The sequence below is a fragment of the Paenibacillus sp. NPDC056579 genome, assembly GCF_042793215.1.
Classification (GTDB): Bacteria; Bacillota; Bacilli; order Paenibacillales; family NBRC-103111; genus Paenibacillus_S.
Window position 1 is genome coordinate 526,772 of sequence record NZ_JBHTVD010000001.1, and the last position, 17,647, is coordinate 544,418.

The 17,647-nt window shown below is 49.6% G+C and carries 17 protein-coding genes; 11 read left to right on the top strand and 6 right to left on the bottom strand.

Going from position 1 to position 17,647, the window contains the following annotated elements; all coding sequences use genetic code 11:
- The first annotated feature begins 71 nt into the window (after window positions 1–71).
- Window positions 72–698 carry a LysE family translocator gene (locus ACFQ88_RS02530; RefSeq protein WP_379451528.1) on the top strand — a complete coding sequence of 209 codons (627 nt, stop codon included), beginning with the start codon at window positions 72–74 and terminating at the stop codon, window positions 696–698.
- Between the two features lie 74 nt (window positions 699–772).
- Here ACFQ88_RS02530 and ACFQ88_RS02535 read toward each other — a convergent pair whose 3' ends face one another.
- Entirely contained in the window at window positions 773–1,528 is a 756-nt protein-coding gene (locus ACFQ88_RS02535; protein ID WP_379451529.1) for an MBL fold metallo-hydrolase, read from the bottom strand.
- A 351-nt stretch (window positions 1,529–1,879) separates the two neighbouring features.
- On the opposite strand from ACFQ88_RS02535, the gene ACFQ88_RS02540 reads away from it, so the two are divergent.
- Window positions 1,880–2,599, top strand: a complete 720-nt coding sequence (locus tag ACFQ88_RS02540; RefSeq protein ID WP_239634864.1) for a YebC/PmpR family DNA-binding transcriptional regulator — start codon at window positions 1,880–1,882, stop codon at window positions 2,597–2,599.
- Window positions 2,600–2,887: 288 nt separating this feature from the next.
- Window positions 2,888–3,238 (top strand): VOC family protein, encoded by a 351-nt coding sequence (locus ACFQ88_RS02545; RefSeq protein ID WP_379451530.1) that lies wholly within the window; start codon window positions 2,888–2,890, stop codon window positions 3,236–3,238.
- Between the two features lie 102 nt (window positions 3,239–3,340).
- Here the strand turns inward: ACFQ88_RS02545 and ACFQ88_RS02550 are convergent, their stop codons facing one another.
- Window positions 3,341–4,291 (bottom strand): coiled-coil domain-containing protein, encoded by a 951-nt coding sequence (locus ACFQ88_RS02550; RefSeq protein WP_379451531.1) that lies wholly within the window; start codon window positions 4,289–4,291, stop codon window positions 3,341–3,343.
- A 196-nt stretch (window positions 4,292–4,487) separates the two neighbouring features.
- On the opposite strand from ACFQ88_RS02550, the gene ACFQ88_RS02555 reads away from it, so the two are divergent.
- Both ACFQ88_RS02555 and ACFQ88_RS02560 read left to right on the top strand, forming a co-directional pair.
- Complete coding sequence (locus ACFQ88_RS02555) at window positions 4,488–5,357, top strand: phosphotransferase (protein ID WP_379451532.1); 870 nt, start codon at window positions 4,488–4,490, stop codon at window positions 5,355–5,357.
- Window positions 5,358–5,398: 41 nt separating this feature from the next.
- Window positions 5,399–5,959 (top strand): 2'-5' RNA ligase family protein, encoded by a 561-nt coding sequence (locus ACFQ88_RS02560; RefSeq protein WP_379451533.1) that lies wholly within the window; start codon window positions 5,399–5,401, stop codon window positions 5,957–5,959.
- Between the two features lie 54 nt (window positions 5,960–6,013).
- Here the strand turns inward: ACFQ88_RS02560 and ACFQ88_RS02565 are convergent, their stop codons facing one another.
- Window positions 6,014–6,439 (bottom strand): MarR family transcriptional regulator, encoded by a 426-nt coding sequence (locus tag ACFQ88_RS02565; protein ID WP_379451534.1) that lies wholly within the window; start codon window positions 6,437–6,439, stop codon window positions 6,014–6,016.
- Between the two features lie 217 nt (window positions 6,440–6,656).
- Here ACFQ88_RS02565 and ACFQ88_RS02570 point away from each other — a divergent pair, with 217 nt between their 5' ends.
- The 3 genes from ACFQ88_RS02570 (at window position 6,657) to ACFQ88_RS02580 (ending at window position 8,774) form a co-directional block, all read left to right on the top strand.
- Window positions 6,657–7,082, top strand: coding sequence for an SgcJ/EcaC family oxidoreductase (locus ACFQ88_RS02570; protein ID WP_379451535.1), 426 nt, complete (start codon window positions 6,657–6,659; stop codon window positions 7,080–7,082).
- 80 nt (window positions 7,083–7,162) lie between these two features.
- Entirely contained in the window at window positions 7,163–7,960 is a 798-nt protein-coding gene (locus ACFQ88_RS02575) for a DUF2935 domain-containing protein (RefSeq protein ID WP_239634871.1), read from the top strand.
- A gap of 100 nt (window positions 7,961–8,060) precedes the next feature.
- Window positions 8,061–8,774 carry an MOSC domain-containing protein gene (locus tag ACFQ88_RS02580; protein ID WP_379451537.1) on the top strand — a complete coding sequence of 238 codons (714 nt, stop codon included), beginning with the start codon at window positions 8,061–8,063 and terminating at the stop codon, window positions 8,772–8,774.
- An 87-nt stretch (window positions 8,775–8,861) separates the two neighbouring features.
- Here the strand turns inward: ACFQ88_RS02580 and ACFQ88_RS02585 are convergent, their stop codons facing one another.
- A complete protein-coding gene (locus ACFQ88_RS02585) occupies window positions 8,862–13,055 on the bottom strand; it encodes a sulfite reductase subunit alpha (protein WP_379451539.1) in 4,194 nt (1,397 codons plus the stop codon).
- A gap of 287 nt (window positions 13,056–13,342) precedes the next feature.
- Between ACFQ88_RS02585 and ACFQ88_RS02590 the strand changes: the two genes are divergently transcribed.
- On the top strand, window positions 13,343–13,750 hold the full coding sequence (locus ACFQ88_RS02590; RefSeq protein WP_239634874.1) for a MarR family winged helix-turn-helix transcriptional regulator: 408 nt from the start codon (window positions 13,343–13,345) through the stop codon (window positions 13,748–13,750).
- Between the two features lie 170 nt (window positions 13,751–13,920).
- On the opposite strand, the gene ACFQ88_RS02595 is transcribed toward ACFQ88_RS02590, so the two are convergent.
- On the bottom strand, window positions 13,921–14,871 hold the full coding sequence (locus ACFQ88_RS02595; RefSeq protein ID WP_379451542.1) for a substrate-binding domain-containing protein: 951 nt from the start codon (window positions 14,869–14,871) through the stop codon (window positions 13,921–13,923).
- 156 nt (window positions 14,872–15,027) lie between these two features.
- Here ACFQ88_RS02595 and modA point away from each other — a divergent pair, with 156 nt between their 5' ends.
- Window positions 15,028–15,879, top strand: a complete 852-nt coding sequence (modA, locus tag ACFQ88_RS02600; RefSeq protein ID WP_379451544.1) for a molybdate ABC transporter substrate-binding protein — start codon at window positions 15,028–15,030, stop codon at window positions 15,877–15,879.
- Complete coding sequence (modB, locus tag ACFQ88_RS02605; RefSeq protein ID WP_379451546.1) at window positions 15,876–16,547, top strand: molybdate ABC transporter permease subunit; 672 nt, start codon at window positions 15,876–15,878, stop codon at window positions 16,545–16,547. The genes modA and modB overlap by 4 nt, the downstream gene beginning before the upstream one ends.
- A 65-nt stretch (window positions 16,548–16,612) precedes the next feature.
- Here the strand turns inward: modB and ACFQ88_RS02610 are convergent, their stop codons facing one another.
- Window positions 16,613–17,623 carry a LacI family DNA-binding transcriptional regulator gene (locus ACFQ88_RS02610; protein ID WP_379451548.1) on the bottom strand — a complete coding sequence of 337 codons (1,011 nt, stop codon included), beginning with the start codon at window positions 17,621–17,623 and terminating at the stop codon, window positions 16,613–16,615.
- Window positions 17,624–17,647 lie beyond the last annotated feature (24 nt).

Below are 17,647 nucleotides of genomic sequence, written 5' to 3' on the forward strand. Positions count from 1 at the left end.
CAGTACAATTTCCTTACGAATATTCGTTTTTGCAAGGAATCGGAAACCATTTTGACAAAAGGGGATACATCATGATTGACATGGCAACGCTTGGCGCATTTTTGGCGGTACTTATCGGCATCTTTCTCATACCCGGACCTGCCGTACTGCTAACGGCGACGCGAACGGTTCAAGGGGGACGAAAAGCAGGGATTATGGCTGCGTTCGGCATAGGATTAGGCGATATGATTCATACGATTTTTGCCGCGGTCGGACTTTCGGCGATATTGATGACATCCGCTTGGGCTTTTCAGGCAGTGAAATTTGCCGGAGCTGCGTATCTGATTTACTTGGGAATCCGAGCGTGGATGGAGAAATCCGTTGACCCGCAGCTGCCTAAGGTTCAAGCTCTATCGCCTTTACAATCGCTAAGTCAAGCGGTGTTGACGGAGCTGCTGAATCCGAAGACGGCGTTATTCTTTTTGGCATTTTTGCCGCAATTCGTTCATCCGGAGCGGGGGGCGTCGGTGTTCCAATTTTTAATTCTCGGCTTGATCTTCGTGCTGCTGGGAACGGTATATACGATATGTATTGCAATGAGCATCCGGCCGTTGAGCCGGGTGGTGAAGCGGGTTTCTTGGCTTGGGCGTTGGAGCGGCAAAATAATCGGGACCATTTATATCGGGCTCGGATTGAAAGTAGCTATGCAAAGCCGTTGAGTGTTTGGACGAGCGGCATTATTGAACGAGAGAACGGCTGCCGTGCGGCAGCCGTTTTGTTGTAAGTTGTTCTGTTATCTGTACCCGTTTGCGACCAACTCTTCTAATCGCGCCATAACCTTATCCCTGTAGATGCCCCCATGGTAGCAAACGATCGTGTCTATATCGAATGCCAGAAGCTTGCTTAGGGAAGCGTGAGCGGTAGCGGGATCGAAGGTCGTTTCAGGATCGGCTCCGTGTAAAGATCCGTCGCGCACTACGAGCGCGTCCCCTGCGATCAAGGTACGTGATGGTGAATGATATATACTCACATGCCCAGGCGTGTGACCCGGTGTGTCAATGACAACGCCGCCGCCGCACCATGGGAGGCGCTGACCGCCCGCAATCACATCGTTCACCGGTGCCTTTGGCGTATTAAGCATCAGAGCTTTTAGTCCTTTTCTAAACGACTCCGGTACCTGCTCAGGCATCCTATCGACTGCCGCTATAGCTTCGTCCGTAAAGCGAAGAAGCCGTCGATCCCCTTGGATATAAGGCTTCTCCAGCAGATGAGCCGATACATGGATAGGGGTGGCGGAGCTCTCAACTAAGTCCTGTAAGCTGCCGATATGATCGATGTCCTGGTGTGTGATGATAATTCGTGTCAAACGTTCCAGAGGAACGCCGCAGCTTTTCGCTTCAGAAAACAGCTGCTGCTTCTGTCCCGGATATCCCGTATCGACGAGCACTACGTCATGATCATCCCATAGTAAAACCGGATGTACGGTGTCCATACGGCCCATTACAGGAGCGGATATAGAGAGCATGGCAATTCCTTGAGCGATAAGCATAGGGGTTCACACTCCTTGTCATGATAGTAAATGCCCGGCCGGGGTCATTCTTTTGTATTGTATCGAAAGTTTAGATGTGTGTAAATGATAAATATTTTATAATACCATAAATAAGGTTATTTGTCAATAGTTAATTCGTGGGATAGATCATCTTTCTCCTTGGATGCTTCGCCAACTGATGTTGAAGACGGTTCAAGGAAACAAAACTGTCGTGCTTGTGGCAGATTTTGTTCGGGAAGACGTTTCGGAGCTTACGGACACAGCTTGTTCAAGCGCCTTTTAGGTTATATAATAGAAAAGGGTATAATGACCGATGATATAAATTCCATGTCGAAAGAGAGCGGGAACAGAATGGGACGTAAGTGGAACAATATTAAAGAAAAGAAAGCTTCTAAAGACGCAAACACGAGTCGTATATATGCCAAATTCGGACGCGAAATTTATGTAGCGGCCAAGCGGGGGGAGCCGGATCCTGAATCCAATCGGGCTTTGAAGGTGGTCCTCGAACGCGCCAAAACGTACAACGTTCCGAAAGCGATCATTGACCGCGCCATCGAGAAAGCGAAGGGCGGAGGGGACGAAAATTACGACGAGCTGCGTTACGAAGGCTTCGGACCTAACGGCTCCATGGTTATCGTAGATGCTTTGACGAACAACGTGAACCGGACCGCATCGGAAGTTCGTGCGGCATTCACCAAGAACGGCGGAAGCATGGGAGTGAGCGGATCGGTATCATACATGTTTGATGCTACGGCTGTATTCGGGATTGAAGGCAAAACGACGGATGAAGTGTTCGAGCTGCTGCTGGAAGCCGATGTGGATGTACGCGACATCAGTGAGGAAGAAGACGGAGTTATGGTGTATGCCGCTCCTGAACAATTCCACAGCGTCCAAGAAGCATTCAAGAATGCCGGCATTACGGAATTCTCTGTTGCCGAGCTGACGATGCTGCCGCAAACGTACTTGACGATTCCGGGCGACGCGCAGGCGCAATTTGAGAAAATGATTGATGTGTTAGAGGATTTGGAAGACGTTCAGCAAGTATACCATAATGTTGAGTTCGAAGATTAATCTTCATGGAAAAACCGCGCAAGCGGTTTTTTTTGTTTCATCATTGGTCAATCCGTCTACAATGAAGCTGATCGTGAACGGAAAGGCTGTTGACGCCATGCTTTCTCAAAAGGGATCAAAGAAATGGACAGTATGTAAAATCGGTCGCCTTTCTTTTTTGACAACAGTTTAACCGAGTTTAGTCTAATTGTGACGCGTATCTCCAGAAGATTGGAATCGATTGGAAGGAATTTCGTGCGTGAACGAGAATATTAAATCAAAATAACTGATGAGGAGGAGAGTCTGGGAATGAAGGTCAAACGAATTGTCGCCAATATTGCGACGCAGGATGTGTTGGCTGCCCAAAGCTTTTATCATGATGTGCTGGGCCTCGATATACTGATGGATCATGGATGGATAACGACTTACGGCTCCACGGATGAGATGAGCATCCAAATCAGTATTGCGAGCCAAGGCGGGTCCAATGCCCATATACCGGATCTGTCGATTGAAGTGGACGATGTCGATGCTGCATTAGAGCGGGTGAAGCAAGCGGGATTTCCGATTGAGTACGAGCTGACGGAGGAGCCTTGGGGTGTTCGTCGTTTCTTTGTCCGCGACCCTTTCGGTAAGCTGATCAATATTCTTGCTCATGTATAACAATATGAAGATGTCAGAGAGCGGTACCGTGGAAAGAGCCGGGAGAGCAGGCGGCAGGCGGACTGCTCTCCGTAATCACAATGCTGTAGAGAATGAAATGGGTTAGCCTTGTTGGCCTTCTTGAGTCGAAGTATTCTGCTCGATTTGGGATAGCACCGATAAATGCTGCTGCATCATTTGGATGACCAGCGCGAAGGTTTGTTGAGTCTGCTCGTTGTTCATTTGCATTTGTTCCCTAATTTGATCGGTGACCCCGATTAACGAAGTTTGGAGCTGGCTGATCTGGTTAAGAACGAGCTGAGTTTGCTCGTGATTCTCCTGAATTCTTTGCCCGATTTCTCCCGTTGTATCGGTTAGTGCGGCTTGAGACTGACTAATTTGGCCAAGAACGAGCTGAGTTTGCTGATGATTCTCCTGAATGGCTGCCCCGATTTGTTCCGTCGCCCCGACTATTGCAGCTTGGGATAAGTTGAGCTGGCCAAGAACGAGCTGAGATTGCTGGTGATTCTCCTGAATGGTTGCTCCGATTTGTTCCGTCGCGCTTACTTCTGCAGCCTGGACTTGACTGATTTGACCAAGAACGAGCTGGCTTTGCTGATGATTTGTCTGAATTTCCTCCCTGATGCGGACGTTCTCTTTAAGATGTTCAACTTGGTATTGGGCCATTTGAGCGAGAATTTGTACGGATTGCTGATGATTCAGTTGAACTTGATCGCTAATCCCGGCAGTCTGGTTAACTAGCTGAGCTTGTGACTGCACGATTTGCTGGAGAGCTCCCGGCGAAGGCGGCTGCATCGCTTGAATTTGCTCTCTGATTTGCTCGACTCCGGTAACTAGCGCATTGCGTGTTTGTACGATCTGATCGAGGACCTGGGGATTTTGGCTTTGACCTGCTTGTACTTGCTCCATAATCTGTTCAATGCCGCTGCTCACTTTTGCAAGCTCCTGCGTGCTTTCCTTTTGCTGCTGTACTAATTCTCGCCCTGTCTTCGTCTGAGTTTGCTCTTCACGAAGTGTTCGGCGAAGCAATGCGCGTGACGATTTGACTGCCAATAATAACACCTCCTTGTAATATGTTAATAGTGTAGTAGCGGAGGGGTAAGATTGTCTGGGTAAAAAGGAAAACAATTTAGGCGACATGTCCCAATGACAGCGGCGGATAGTTGAATATATAGAAATGCTCCCTACCTATGTGAAAAATTGGCATATATAATGGAGTCGTGGCAATGTGTGGTGAGGGGGGCTTTGGGTGACAGAATTATTGGATATTCATACTATAGTACAATTTCTCGTTGAACAAGGCGTTGTCGAGCGTACCGTTACAATTAACAATAGATTAACAGGAACTACGGACGGCCGCGTATTTACGCTGGCGGAGAACGAGAAACCCAAATATGTATTAAAAATAGACCATCCGCAAAGTATTTCCTATGTAGAGCAGCTGCATCAAGCTTACTTATCTAGTCCTCTGCTGCCTAAGCTGATTTATATCGATCCTGATAAGCAATATATCGTATATACGTACATTGCCGGCACCACGCATGCGAATCGGGGCGCTAAAGTAACTTGGCTTACACGGCTGGTACATGATCTCCTAAACCACTATGAAAAACATGAGCAGTCGAAACAGTGGGGGAGATTGGAGACTCCCCGGGAATCGTGGCAAGAATTTAACCAGCGGAGCTTGCACTATGCAGAGAGGGCCATCGGCAGTCTATTGCCAGCAGAGGATCACGAATCGGTCAAAGCATGGATAGGAAACCTGTCCGATGTAAAAACAAAATATTTGTTGCACGGAGATACGGGGATCCATAATTTTGTGTTTCAGCAAGGCGAGCTTGCAGGTGTAATCGATCCGTCTCCAATACTGGGCCCTATAACGTACGATTTTACTTATGCTTTTTGTTCCTCTCCGGACGATTTGAACCGGTCAACCTTGTTCGCTGCATTCGACATGCTGAATCGGACAACAATCGACAGATCAAGGCTTATCCAGGAAGTGACCTTTCAGCTTTATTGCCGAATCGGTATTTGTTCGAGAGTGCATCCTCAAGATTTGAACGATTACTTGAACGCCTGGGATCATTGGAAACGTGAGGTCCGGCTACATGATGTGTAGAGGGAAATTTTGATATAGAGTATAGTCGGGAGGGGTCCTAAATGTCTGAGTTTTTCGTTGGCATTGTGCCTCCGGAGCCTTATCTGAAGCAAGTAGTCTCATTTCAACAGCGGTGGTCCAGCAATCGCCTTCCTGACATGGTAGAGCCGCATATTACCGTCAAAGCTCAAGGCGGACTGACCTGGGACATGGGCTGGCTCGGCAGGTGTAAGGAAGTGTGCCAAGCAATTTCCCCGTTTGAATTGGCAATAACTGCACCATTATCATTCGGCGATGAGGTTGTCTTTTTGGGCGTCCATTCCAGCCGCATATTGGAGCTTCACAGGCAATTAGTTCATGCGGTATCGCCGTCCAAAGAGCAGCTTGAGCAATATTTCGAACTGGATCGATATGTACCGCACATGACACTAGGCCAAACTCACTGGGGAATGACACAATCGGAGCTTGCTGCCATGAAATCCGAAGCGGGCAAAGCGCTGTCCCCATACCCTGCATTCACGGTTACTAATCTGAGGGTGTACCAGCTGGAAGCAAATTATAGATATGTGCCCTTCGAAGATATTCTGCTAAAAGAAAACGGAATGAATCGGAACAGCAAATGAAACAGAGCAGCGCGGTCAAAGGAGTTTTGATGATCCTTTCCGCGCTGCTTTTTATTATGGGTTCTGCTTCAGTTTGTTCATCTCCTGTAACGACATCTCATTGCATTTTCTTAAGAATCCAAGGATCAGCTGGATCTCTTCCGCATTGTATTGCGATATCAGCTGGGTCGTGGAGTGTGCAATGGACTGGAATAGGGGAGAGAGATGGTCGGAGCCGCCCGTCACAGGTTTGACTACTACGCGGCGGCGATCGTTCGGATCTTTATCTCTGATGACATATCCCGCTTGCTCTAACCGGTCAATGACATTGGTAACGGCCCCCGTTGTCAAGCCGGTTAAATCTGCAAGCTGGCCGGCTGTGACCGGTCCGGTGCGAAGAATGAAGTCAAGACATTTGTGATCGGTGACATTCAAGCCCAATGTTTCGGAGATGACCTGGTGAAGCATAATGGCGCTGGTGCTGGTTTGACGTAATTCCATGAGTAAGGCCTGCTGCAAAGAAGCAAGCTCGGAAGAAGTCAGGGAAGAATGATCGCTTGACATATAGAGACCCCCAGATTATGATAAATATATCTTAATTTATTAAGATAATTATTTAATTAAGATAACTTGTTAATTAAGCTTTCTTATGTCACACAGTATATCACATTGCATAGGAGTCACCTAAACGAAATTACAATGGAAAGGTTGATGTGAAATGGCAGCTCAAGAGGATTTGAAAGCAATTCAACTATTGTTCAATAAGCTGGGCGAATCCTGGAATAGGGGAGATGGGAGAGCTTATGGCGAATGCTTCATGGAAGATGCGGATTACGTGACATTTACCGGTCAGCATTTGAAAGGAAGCAAGCAAATTGCCGAAGTTCACCAGTGGCTGTTTGACAAAATGTTAAAAGGCTCTACCATGGTATCCAGCGCTGCTTCTTCGATTGAGCCTCGCTTCATCTCGCCTGATGTTGCCATTGTTCACGCGATTGGAGAAGTACGGCTCGCTGAACCTTCCCAAGATCATAATGAGAGGGAATCCATTAATACGAACGTAGTTGTAAGACAGAACGGGGAGTGGAAAATTACCGCTTTCCATAACTGCCGCATTCAGGATATCCCCGGCGGCAAACGATAATTGCATAAGTTGGCATAACTCTCCTCGAACCTCTATATATATGACATCAGAAAATATAATTTGCGAGGAGAGTGCCCTCATTGTCAAATGAATTCGTCAGACGTTCATTGGATGAGATCAGGTTCTGGTCACGCATTATGAAAGAGCATTCTTTATTTCTCAAGCTCGGGTTTCGTTGTGAAGACACCCAATTAATTCAGGAAGCCAACCAATTTTACAAAATATTCGAGAATATCGAAGTACGAGCTCATTCCTTTTCCGACACGACGGATCCTGAGCAAATCAGACGGTTCAATGCCGAAGTCCGGAATGCTGCGGCGCATATTTGGGCGTTTAAACGAAAGGTGCTCGGTCTCATCATCTCCTGTCAGCTGCCAGGCGGCAACAACTTCCCTTTGTTGGTTGATCATGTTAGCCGGGAAGCCAATTATTTCAGAAACCGGCTGGATGAATTAAATACAGGGACGCTGGAGCCGCTTCCGGATGCGATTATCGACGAGAACGTATTTTTTCTAAGAATCATGGCGGATCATGCTAAATTCATCGGGCATCTGCTTGACCCGTCGGAGCGGCAATTGGTTGAACAAGCGCGTAACTTCAGCCATGATTTCGACCAGCTGCTATTCCAAGCGATCGATTTAAGCGGTATGCGCCCTCAATCCCAAACGGTGCCATTGTTGGACCAATTTTTGGATGAAAATAAGGTCTCGGTCGTTGCGCTCCGTGACTTCAAAAAGACGGCAAAGGAATTAATCGATGCCTGCCGCATCAAAAGTATTATTCATCCTTTGCTTGCCGATCATGTGTTTCGCGAAGCGGAACGATTCCTGTTTATTATCGATATGTTTGAAGCAAGCTTGACGAGGGTGCGAAGATAGTTTCTGGTGAGATAAATGCGATAGGCACGATTGCTGTACACCCAAGACAGAGCGGACTATAATAAGGGATATTGTTCCTTTAGCGGAAGGAGAGTCTCGCGTGTCTGTCATTATAGGTGAAATCAGCGAAATCGTTCGCTATCCTGTCAAATCATTCGCTGGTGAGCGACTGGAGAAGTGTACGATAGAAGCTTATGGTTTATATGGAGACCGGTTTGGCGCATTTTTCGATCCTGCCAAAGTAGGCTGGGAAAGCTATGTTACGGCCAGAACGATTCCGCAAATGTTAGGCTATCAAGCATCTTTAGTCGAGGACCAGGTTCTTGTGAAATCGCCGGACGGCCGAACCTTTGCGTGGAATGGACAATTGTTAGAGGAAATACAGCGGTATACCCGGAAAACGATTTCCATGACAGAATATCGGGCGCCAAATCTGGAAAGTCCGGAATTGATGTCTGTCGATTCGGCCAGCATTTTGATTGTTACCGACACATCCTTACATAAGCTGGAAGCGATATGGAATCAACCATTGAATCCACGCCGTTTCCGTGCAAACCTCGTAGTCACGCTGGAGGGGGACGGAAAGGATGAAAGCGAGTGGATTGGAAAGCGGCTGCGTGTCGGGGATTCGGAGCTGCAGGTTGACTCCTACTGCGAGCGTTGTGCCATGATTACTATTGATCCGGACACACTTGAACGAGATAGCACTCTCTTGAGAAAAGTGAATGAAGAGATGAATCTTCAATTTGGCGTGTATGCTTCCGTTGTAAAAGGCGGACCGATCCAAGTCGGCGAAAAGGTATATCTTTTGTGAACCGGATATGATGATAACAGCATTAAAGCCCTCGATCCCAATGGGAACGGAGGGCTTTTTGCGTTTCGCCGATAGACCGAAGAACTATCAATAGACATCCTTGGAGTATCTATGGGAGCCGATCATTTCTTTCACATAAGCATTCGCCTCGGATTCACTCATACCGCCATGCTGCCGGATAATTTGCTTTAAAGCGGCATCCACGTCTTTGGCCATATGCTCGGCGTCGCCGCAAACATAAAAGTGCGCTCCGGCTGAAAGCCAAGCCCACAGCTGTGATCCGTGCTCCAGCATGCGATGCTGGACATAGATTTTCTCGGATTGATCCCGGGAAAATGCGGTATCCAAACGGTGCAACACACCGTCATTTTGTAAGCCTTCCAGCTCCTCCTTGAAATAAAAATCGAATTCGGAGCGCTGTTCGCCGAAGATGAGCCAATTATGTCCTTTGGCGCCGACGGCTCGCCGCTCTTGCAGAAACGCCCGAAAAGGACCGATTCCCGTTCCGGCGCCGACCATAATCATCGGAGTATCCGGATCGGCTGGAGTTCGGAAGTGCTCGACCTTTTGAATAAAGATCGGCACCTTGGTATCGGATGCAACCCGGTCGGCGAGAAAGACGGAGCAAACCCCGTTCCTTGCGTTCCCGTTGCATGAATAGCGTACGGTAGAAACCGTAATATGAACCTCGTCGGGATTGACTTTGGAGCTGGAGGAAATCGAGTACAGTCTTGGCTGCAACGGCTTGAGAGCCCCGGTAAAATCGTCCGCACTGACCGTCACCGGGAATTGCTGCAGCAGATCGATGAGCTGCCGCCCCCATAACCATTGCTTTAGCTCCGATTTGTTTTCGGGCAGCAGCAGGGTCTTCAGCTGCTCGCTCTTGGAGTGCTCTTGGACGAACTTCAGCATGCCCGGGGTGATACGGGCTATTTCGAAATGCTGAAGCAGCGCTTCGCCTAGCGCGATTTCACGATCTTTTACTTTTACGAGAACGGTCGGCTCCAGCTTAAGGGCTTCGAGCATTTGATCGACGAGCTGCGGACTGTTGGTCGGCCAGACACCGAGAGCATCTCCGGCTTCATACTGCAGTCCGGTGTTTTTCAAATCGAAAACATACTGGCGGGTTTCTTTCTCAGAGCCGTCTTTGTTCAGAAGCCGATTGGTTGTCAGTCGGGTGTGCAGCGGGTTTTTGCGGTCGTAGGTGACGGCTGGTTTCGATACGGTCCCGTTCACACTTTCATCCAGTGCCTTGTCAATGGCATGAACCCACGCTTCATACGATTGTTGAAATTCGGTATCGCAGTCCACACGATGGGATAGCCGTGTGGCGCCGAGCTGTTCCAGACGGGCGTCGAGATTGCGGCCGAAACCGCAAAACAAGTCGTAGCTGGAGTCGCCGAGTCCCAGCACAGCATACCGAAGCTCAGGTAAACGAGCGGCTTGTTCCTCCTGCAAAGCCTGCCAGAAGGCTGCGCCATTATCAGGCGGATCACCTGCTCCGAAGGTGCTTGTGATGAACAACACATGACGCTCCGAAGCTAATAACGCTAGGGAAGCGGTATTCATATTGACCAGATGAACGTCATAGCCGGAGTCCTGCAAACGTCTAGCACAGTCGATAGCTGCACCTTCCGCATTGCCCGTTTGGGACGCCCAAACAATGGTAATACGCGGCTTACCGGTGCTTAGCTCCTGCGCGGCCGTAGACGAGACCGCGTTCGGCGCTACCGTTACGGACTCCATCGTTGCTTGTGGCGTAGTAACAGCTGCCTGTGCTGCGAGAGCTTCTGCGGCAGGAGTATGAGTGCGGGAGAACAACCCTGCGAGCATGCCGTCAAGCCAAAATCTCTTGGATGATTCAAGCGGAGCGGTGACCGGAAGTACAGGGACCCCGGAAGCCGATTTTGATTCTTCCGTACGCAGGCTGGTAATAAATCCGGAAAGATATAGCTTCTCGTGACGGTCTAATGTCATGACGGGCGATGGTTCAATACCGAGCATATTGGCAATCGTATCGACTTTGGCCATGTAGACTTCCTCCTTATTTATTGAGCTTGCATCCTCTGCATCCGGGTGGACAGAGAGGTTATCGGCGGGAACCTCCGTCTTCTCAGGCACGGGTGTATCGGCGGTACGAATGAGCGATACGGCACTAAACTTAAATTCAGGCTGAAACGATATCGGGTCGATGGCGTCGCTTGTAACCGCGTTAATGGCAAGCTGTTCGCCGAATACATCGTTCCAGTGAAACGGGGCGAAGCAGCTGCCGGGAAGGACTCGATCGGTGATGACCGCAGGGAGTACCGCCGATCCGCGGCGGGATGCTACTTTGACCGAATCTCGCTCGTTAATTCCGAGAGCTGCTGCGTCTTCGGGATGAATTTCGATGAACGGGCCGGGATTCAGCTTGTTTAACGTCGCGATTTTCCCGGTCTTCGTCATGGTGTGCCATTGATGCTGCAGCCGTCCGGTATTGAGGACGAACGGGTACTCAGAATCCGGCATCTCGGCAGGAGGTAAATACGGCCTCGCCCAGAAGACACCTTTTCCGCTTTCCGTCGGGAAAACGATGCGCGGACGGCTGCCGTCGGCATGCTCCAGCAGCTGTTGGCTTCCTCCGTTATTCAAATAACGGATAGGATTGCGGTCACCGCTAGTTTCCGGTGCACAAGGCCACTGGAGAGGAGCTTCTTTCAACCGCTCATAGGAAGCGCCGCGAAGGTCGTAGCCGGTCTTGGGATTCCAAGCCTGTCGGATTTCTTCAAATACCTCGGCGGCAGTCTGATACGTAAAGGCTTCGGCATAGCCCATCTCACAGGCAACGCGGGCAATAATCTGCCAGTCAGCCAATGCTTCACCCGGCGGATCAACCGCTTTTTGCATCAGGGTCATATTTCGTTCGGAATTGATCATTACTCCTTCGGCTTCTGACCACAGTGCGCCGGGAAGCATGATGTCCGCGTACCGGTTGGTTTCCGTATCGAAATAAGCATCTTGAGTGATGACGAGCTCGGCTGCCTGCAACCCGGCAATGACGTTGTCACGGTTAGACACGGAGGCGACGGGGTTGGTGCAAATAATCCAGCATGCTTTGATGTCGCCGGCTTGCATGCTCTGGAACATGGATAGGGTACCTGTACCTGCTTCCGTCCTTAGAGTTCCTTTGGGCAGGCCCCACATATCTTCTATGAAAAGCCGGTCGGCTTCGACAAGCGTGGAACGCTGTCCGGGTAAGCCCGGGCCCATGTAGCCCATCTCCCGGCCTCCCATGGCGTTAGGCTGGCCTGTTAAGGAGAAGGGGCCGCTTCCAGGACGGCATATCGCTCCGGTAGCCAAGTGCAGATTGCATATGGCGTTCGTATGCCAAGTGCCGTGCGTGCTCTGATTGAGGCCCATCGTCCAACAGGTCATCCATTCGGGCGACTCGCCGATCCACTCAGCTGCCAATCGAATCTGGGCTTCGGGAATCCCGGTGATCTCAGAAACTTTGTCAGGAGAGTAGTCCTCAAGAAAATCCGGCATCGCTTCCCAGCCTGAAGTGAATTCGGCAATGAAGGAGGGATCCGTATGACCGTTTTTGACAAGCAAATGGAGAAGACCGTTAAGAAGCGCCAGATCGGTACCCGGCTTGATTTGCATATATAGATGCGCTTTATCTGCCGTTGTGTTGCGTCTCGGATCGACAACGATCAGCTTGGCCCCGGCTTTGATCCGATCCATGACCCGCAGGAACAAAATGGGATGGCAATCCGCCATATTGGCTCCGATGACGAAAAACAGATCGGTCCGATCCATATCCTGATAAGAACCGGGTGGACCGTCAGCACCTAACGAAAGCTTATAGCCGCTTCCTGCGCTGGCCATACACAAACGGGAATTGGATTCGATATGGCTGGTGCGGACATAGCCCTTGGCCAGCTTATTGATCAAGTACTGCGCTTCCAGTGACATTTGCCCCGACACATAGAAGGAGAGGGCGTCAGGTCCGTGCTTATCGAGAATGGACCGAAGCCGTTGTGCGGTTTCATGTATCGCGTTGTCCATGACGAGCGGGACCGGATCGGCTCCTCGCTGCGGACGTTGATAAGCATACTCCATCCGGCCTGAATCGTTGATCGGTTGGGCGCATGTATTTCCTTTCGTGCACAGCCTGCCAAAATTGGCCGGGTGCTCTTTATCGCCCGTCACTTTTACTACACGGTTTCCGGACACTTCCATAACAATACCGCAGCCGACGCCGCAGTAGGGACATACACTCTTAATTTTTGTGGATGTCATGCAATTCACCAACCTCTTGCTTAATCAATCTTAGGGCAAAGCAATATGTCAAGTTAGAAATTATTACAGAGGGATATGCACAATATATATCGCAGTACGATCAAAGTCAATATCTAATGTCATGTATTATGACATTAATGATGATAAATTTTGATTAATATATGAAAAACTGTGATTTATGTAACTTAATATAACATATAATTATCGTTAGTTTTTCTGATTTTCATTGTTCTCCTGTCTGAAATGCAATACACTGTAAAGAAAAGGGACTACCAAAGGAGCCGGCTATGAACGAAGAACGATTGCCGAAGCATGTCTACGAGCAGCTTGCTCTATTTCGATACCGGATCCGCAAATTTATTCGCTTCAGCGAGGAAGCGGCCAGAAGCAAGGGGCTGACTCCGCAGTATCACCAGCTTATGCTCTCCATTATGGGGTTTCCCGAGAGGAATTATGCCACTCCCAAAGAGCTGGCCGAGCGGCTGCAAATTTCCCCTCATGCCTGCGTGGAGCTGATTCAACGCTGCGAGGAGCTGGGCTTGGTCTGGCGGTTTCCTAACCAGTCGGATAAGCGAAGCATTTATATCGGCCTGACCGATAGCGGTATGGAAGTCTTGGAGGAGCTGTCAGAAATCCATCGGGACGAATTAAAACGTGCTGGGCTGCTTGAATTTCACGATCCGGAGGAGCGGTAGGAGGATCGAACGAAAGGCAAACAATTCGTAAGCAGCGGCACGCGGAGAAGGCCTCCTTCATCGGAAAGGGGGCCTTTTTTATCATATGTTATATTATGTTACATGAAAATGAAGAATGATTTAGTGCAGATTCATAACATCTTCATTCGTTACCGCTTGGTGTTCAAATTTCAAGTTTCATACAGGATTTCTCCTGTGAGTGACAGATCGTACCCGGGGATGGTCAGCAGCTCCTTCTTAAACTCCTCGGACCGCGTGATGTGCAGCAGGGAGGGCAGCCAAGTTTGAGTGTGCTCATTCTTCAGGATGACGAGATCGTAACGCTCCTGGATTAATGGGATAAAATCGACTTGTCCCACAAGCGCAGCCGCTTTCTCAATACCGATGCCGACATCCGCTTCGCCGGACGATACTTTGGAAGCGACACCGAGATGATTCGTTTGTTCATTCTCGTAGCCGATCAGCTGATCAGGCTTGATCCGGTGAAGCCGCAGCTGCTCATCGAGCAGTACACGGGCGCCGGAGCCTTTCTCCCGATTGACGAAGCGAAGTCCAGGACGGCTTAAGTCGGACCAGTGCTCGAGATTGAACGGGTTGCCCTGTTTGACATACATCCCCGCATTTCGGGAAAGCAGGTTGACGACGATATAGGAAGATCCGACGAGAATCCGCCGAATGTAAGGAATATTGTAGTCACCGGTATCCCCATCGAGCAAATGCGTGCTGACAATGTCGGATTCTCCGCGGTACATGGAAATCAGGCTGTCCATAGAGCCGACGAATGAACGCAGCGGACGGATGCCGGGGATATGCTTCTCCATATGCTTAGCCAATATATCCAGCCCGATGTCGTGGCCAGTTATGACGATACTGCGCGGTCCGTTGAAGGCTGCGGGTGCAGCGGAATGGAAGGAATGACCGGCCGGAGCGGGGCGCTCGGCAATCGCCGCTGTTTTGGCGCGCTGCTTGTAGGCTTCCAGGTCTGCAGCGTCAACCCGCATCTGCTTGCCGACCCGATAGGAGGGCAGCTCGCCTTTTTTGATCAGGTCATAGACAGTCAGCTTGGATATTTTCAGCAGCTTGGCGATTTCTTCGGTCGTATAGGACATATCGCTGGCCATCGGATGCCTCCTTGTTACATGTTGTTCGTTATGCTTCATTGTAACATAATTTGTCATGAAAAGTTTATGGACAGGGTTACTCTAGCCATGAAAACTATGTATAATGATTCTTATTTATATCTAAATAGTATTAAATAGAATGGTGGAGGGGTAATCATGCTTCGAATGAGTAAAAGTAATATGATTTTGTCTGCATTGCTAGCCATGACACTAGTAGTTACTGGGTGCGGATCGGGAACCAAACCGGCAGCGGACGGCGGAACTGGGGCACAAGCACCGAGTACCAATGCAGCGGCTCAGAAACCGGCTGAAACGGTAGAACTGACCATCTCGGCCGCAGCAAGTATGACAGATGCGCTTAAAGAAATTCAAAAGGATTTTGAGACGAAAAATCCGTCTATTAAATTGAACTTTAACTTCGGTGCTTCCGGGGCGCTGCAGCAGCAAATCGAGCAGGGGGCGCCGGCGGACCTATTCCTCTCGGCGGCTGCCAAGAACATGAGTACGCTTGTCGAGAAGCAGCTGATCGATGCCAAGCAGCAGAAAAAATTGCTGACAAACGAGCTCGTGGCTGTAGTCAATGCCGATGGGAAGACCGCCGTAGCGAACGTATCGGATCTAAGCAAAGCGGATGTGAAGCATGTAGCGATCGGGATTCCGGAAAGCGTTCCTGCCGGAAGCTATGCGAAAGAAGCGCTAACCAACGCGAAGCTGTGGGAAACGCTGCAATCCAAGATGGTTCAAGCGAAGGATGTCAGACAAGTGCTGCAATACGTAGAAACAGGCAATGCGGAAGCTGGCTTTGTGTATAAAACCGACGCGATGACGTCGCAAAAGGTCAAAGTCGCCTTCGCCGTCGATCCGAAAACCTATACCGCGGTGGAATATCCTATCGGAATAGTTAAGGCAACGAAGCATAGTAAAGAAGCGGAAGCCTTCTACAACTATTTGCAAGCCAAGCAATCGCTGGATATCTTCGTTAAGTACGGCTTTTCCGTTATTCAATGATTGCGGCATCAATAGATTGGCAGCAATTTTGGACGCCGATCCGGCTGTCGGTGCAAGTCGCCTTGTTATCCAGCGTGGTGGTCGTACTGCTCGGAATAGCTGCAGCCTGGTGGATGTCACGGCGATCGTTTAAAGGAAAGACGCTTCTGGAAACGGCGTTCATGCTGCCGCTTGTGCTTCCCCCGACGGTCATCGGCTTTTTACTGCTGGTTATCCTTGGCCGTAAGAGCTGGTTCGGGCAATTCATCGAATGGCTGTTTGCAGCTCCTGTCATCTTTTCCTGGTGGTCTGCCGTCATCGCTTCCATCGTCGTTGCCTTTCCGCTTGTTTACCAGACGATGAAAGTGGGCTTCTCCTCCGTAGATAAAGATTTGGAGGCGGCAAGCCGCTCGATCGGAGCAAGCGAATGGCAGGTGTTCTTATATATAACGCTTCCATTGACGTACCGCTCGCTCGTTTCCGCTTATATTCTGGGCTTTGCCCGCGGACTTGGCGAATTCGGAGCGACACTGATGATTGCGGGGAATATTCCGGGCAAAACCCAAACGATCCCCACCGCCATTTACGTTGCTGTGGATGCAGGTGATACTGCCATGGCATGGGCTTGGACGGGATCGATCATTGTTATCTCGTTCATCATGCTGCTGCTGACCGGGCGTAGAAGCTGATGCGGATTTCATAACGCAAAAAACAAACAGCACAATGTGCTGTTTGTTTTTTTATGAGGAAGTATTTACTTTCGTGCCGCTGAGGAAGAATCGCGGATTATAAGTTCGGAGTCAAGCACGACAACTCGGTCAGGGGTGATTTCCGTATGCTCCAGCTGATGGATGATTTTCTCGACAAGGATGCTGCCCATCTTGAATTTCGGCTGGGCTACGGTGCTTAGCTTCGGAGTAATATAGCGGCTGACGCGATTGTTGTCGACTCCGACAATAGCGAGCTGCTCAGGGATTTGAATGCCGAGCTCTGCGCAGGCTTGATACACGCCGAGAGCCATTTCGTCGTTGGCGGAATAGATGGCGGTGAACGGAACCTTTTTCTCGAAGAGCCGTTTCATTGCTTTGTAGCCGCCCTGTTCGCTAAAATTGCCGTTCTCGACCCATTCCGGACGAAAAGGGATATGGTGCTCCCGAAGCGCCTTCAAATAGCCCTCGAGCCGGTCATAGCTGTCGATCGCATCCGCATAACCGCTCAAAAAGGCGATCTCCCGATGACCCTGTTCGACCAGATGATTGACGACATCTCTCGAAAATTTCACATTATCCGTGAACACGCAGGGGATGGTAGGGTGCTCAATGTACCGGCCGACGATACCGACAGAATAGTTCAGATCGGCAAGACGGCAAATTTCTTCGTCGGATTGGAGCGGGGTGACGAGAATCATGCTGTCGACCGTTTTATCCATGAGCAGATTGATAAATTCCAGCTCTTTCTCCTTGTTGTTGCCCGTATCGCAAATAATGACCTTATATTTCATGGCGTAAGCCTTATTCTCAATCCCTTTGATAACTTCGGCGTAGTAGGAGTTGTTTATTTCGGGTACGATGACTCCGATGGCCATCGTTTTCTGGGAACGCAAATTTTTGGCTGCGGCATTCGGCTGGTAGCCGAGCTCGTGAATGATCTTCATGACTTTTTCTTTGGTCGCTGCCGTAACGCTGCTGCTGTTATTGAGCACACGCGAGACGGTCGCGGAGGAGACTCCCGCTTTAGCCGCTACATCGACGATTTTAATATCCATCTTCATCAACCTTATCCGTAGTTA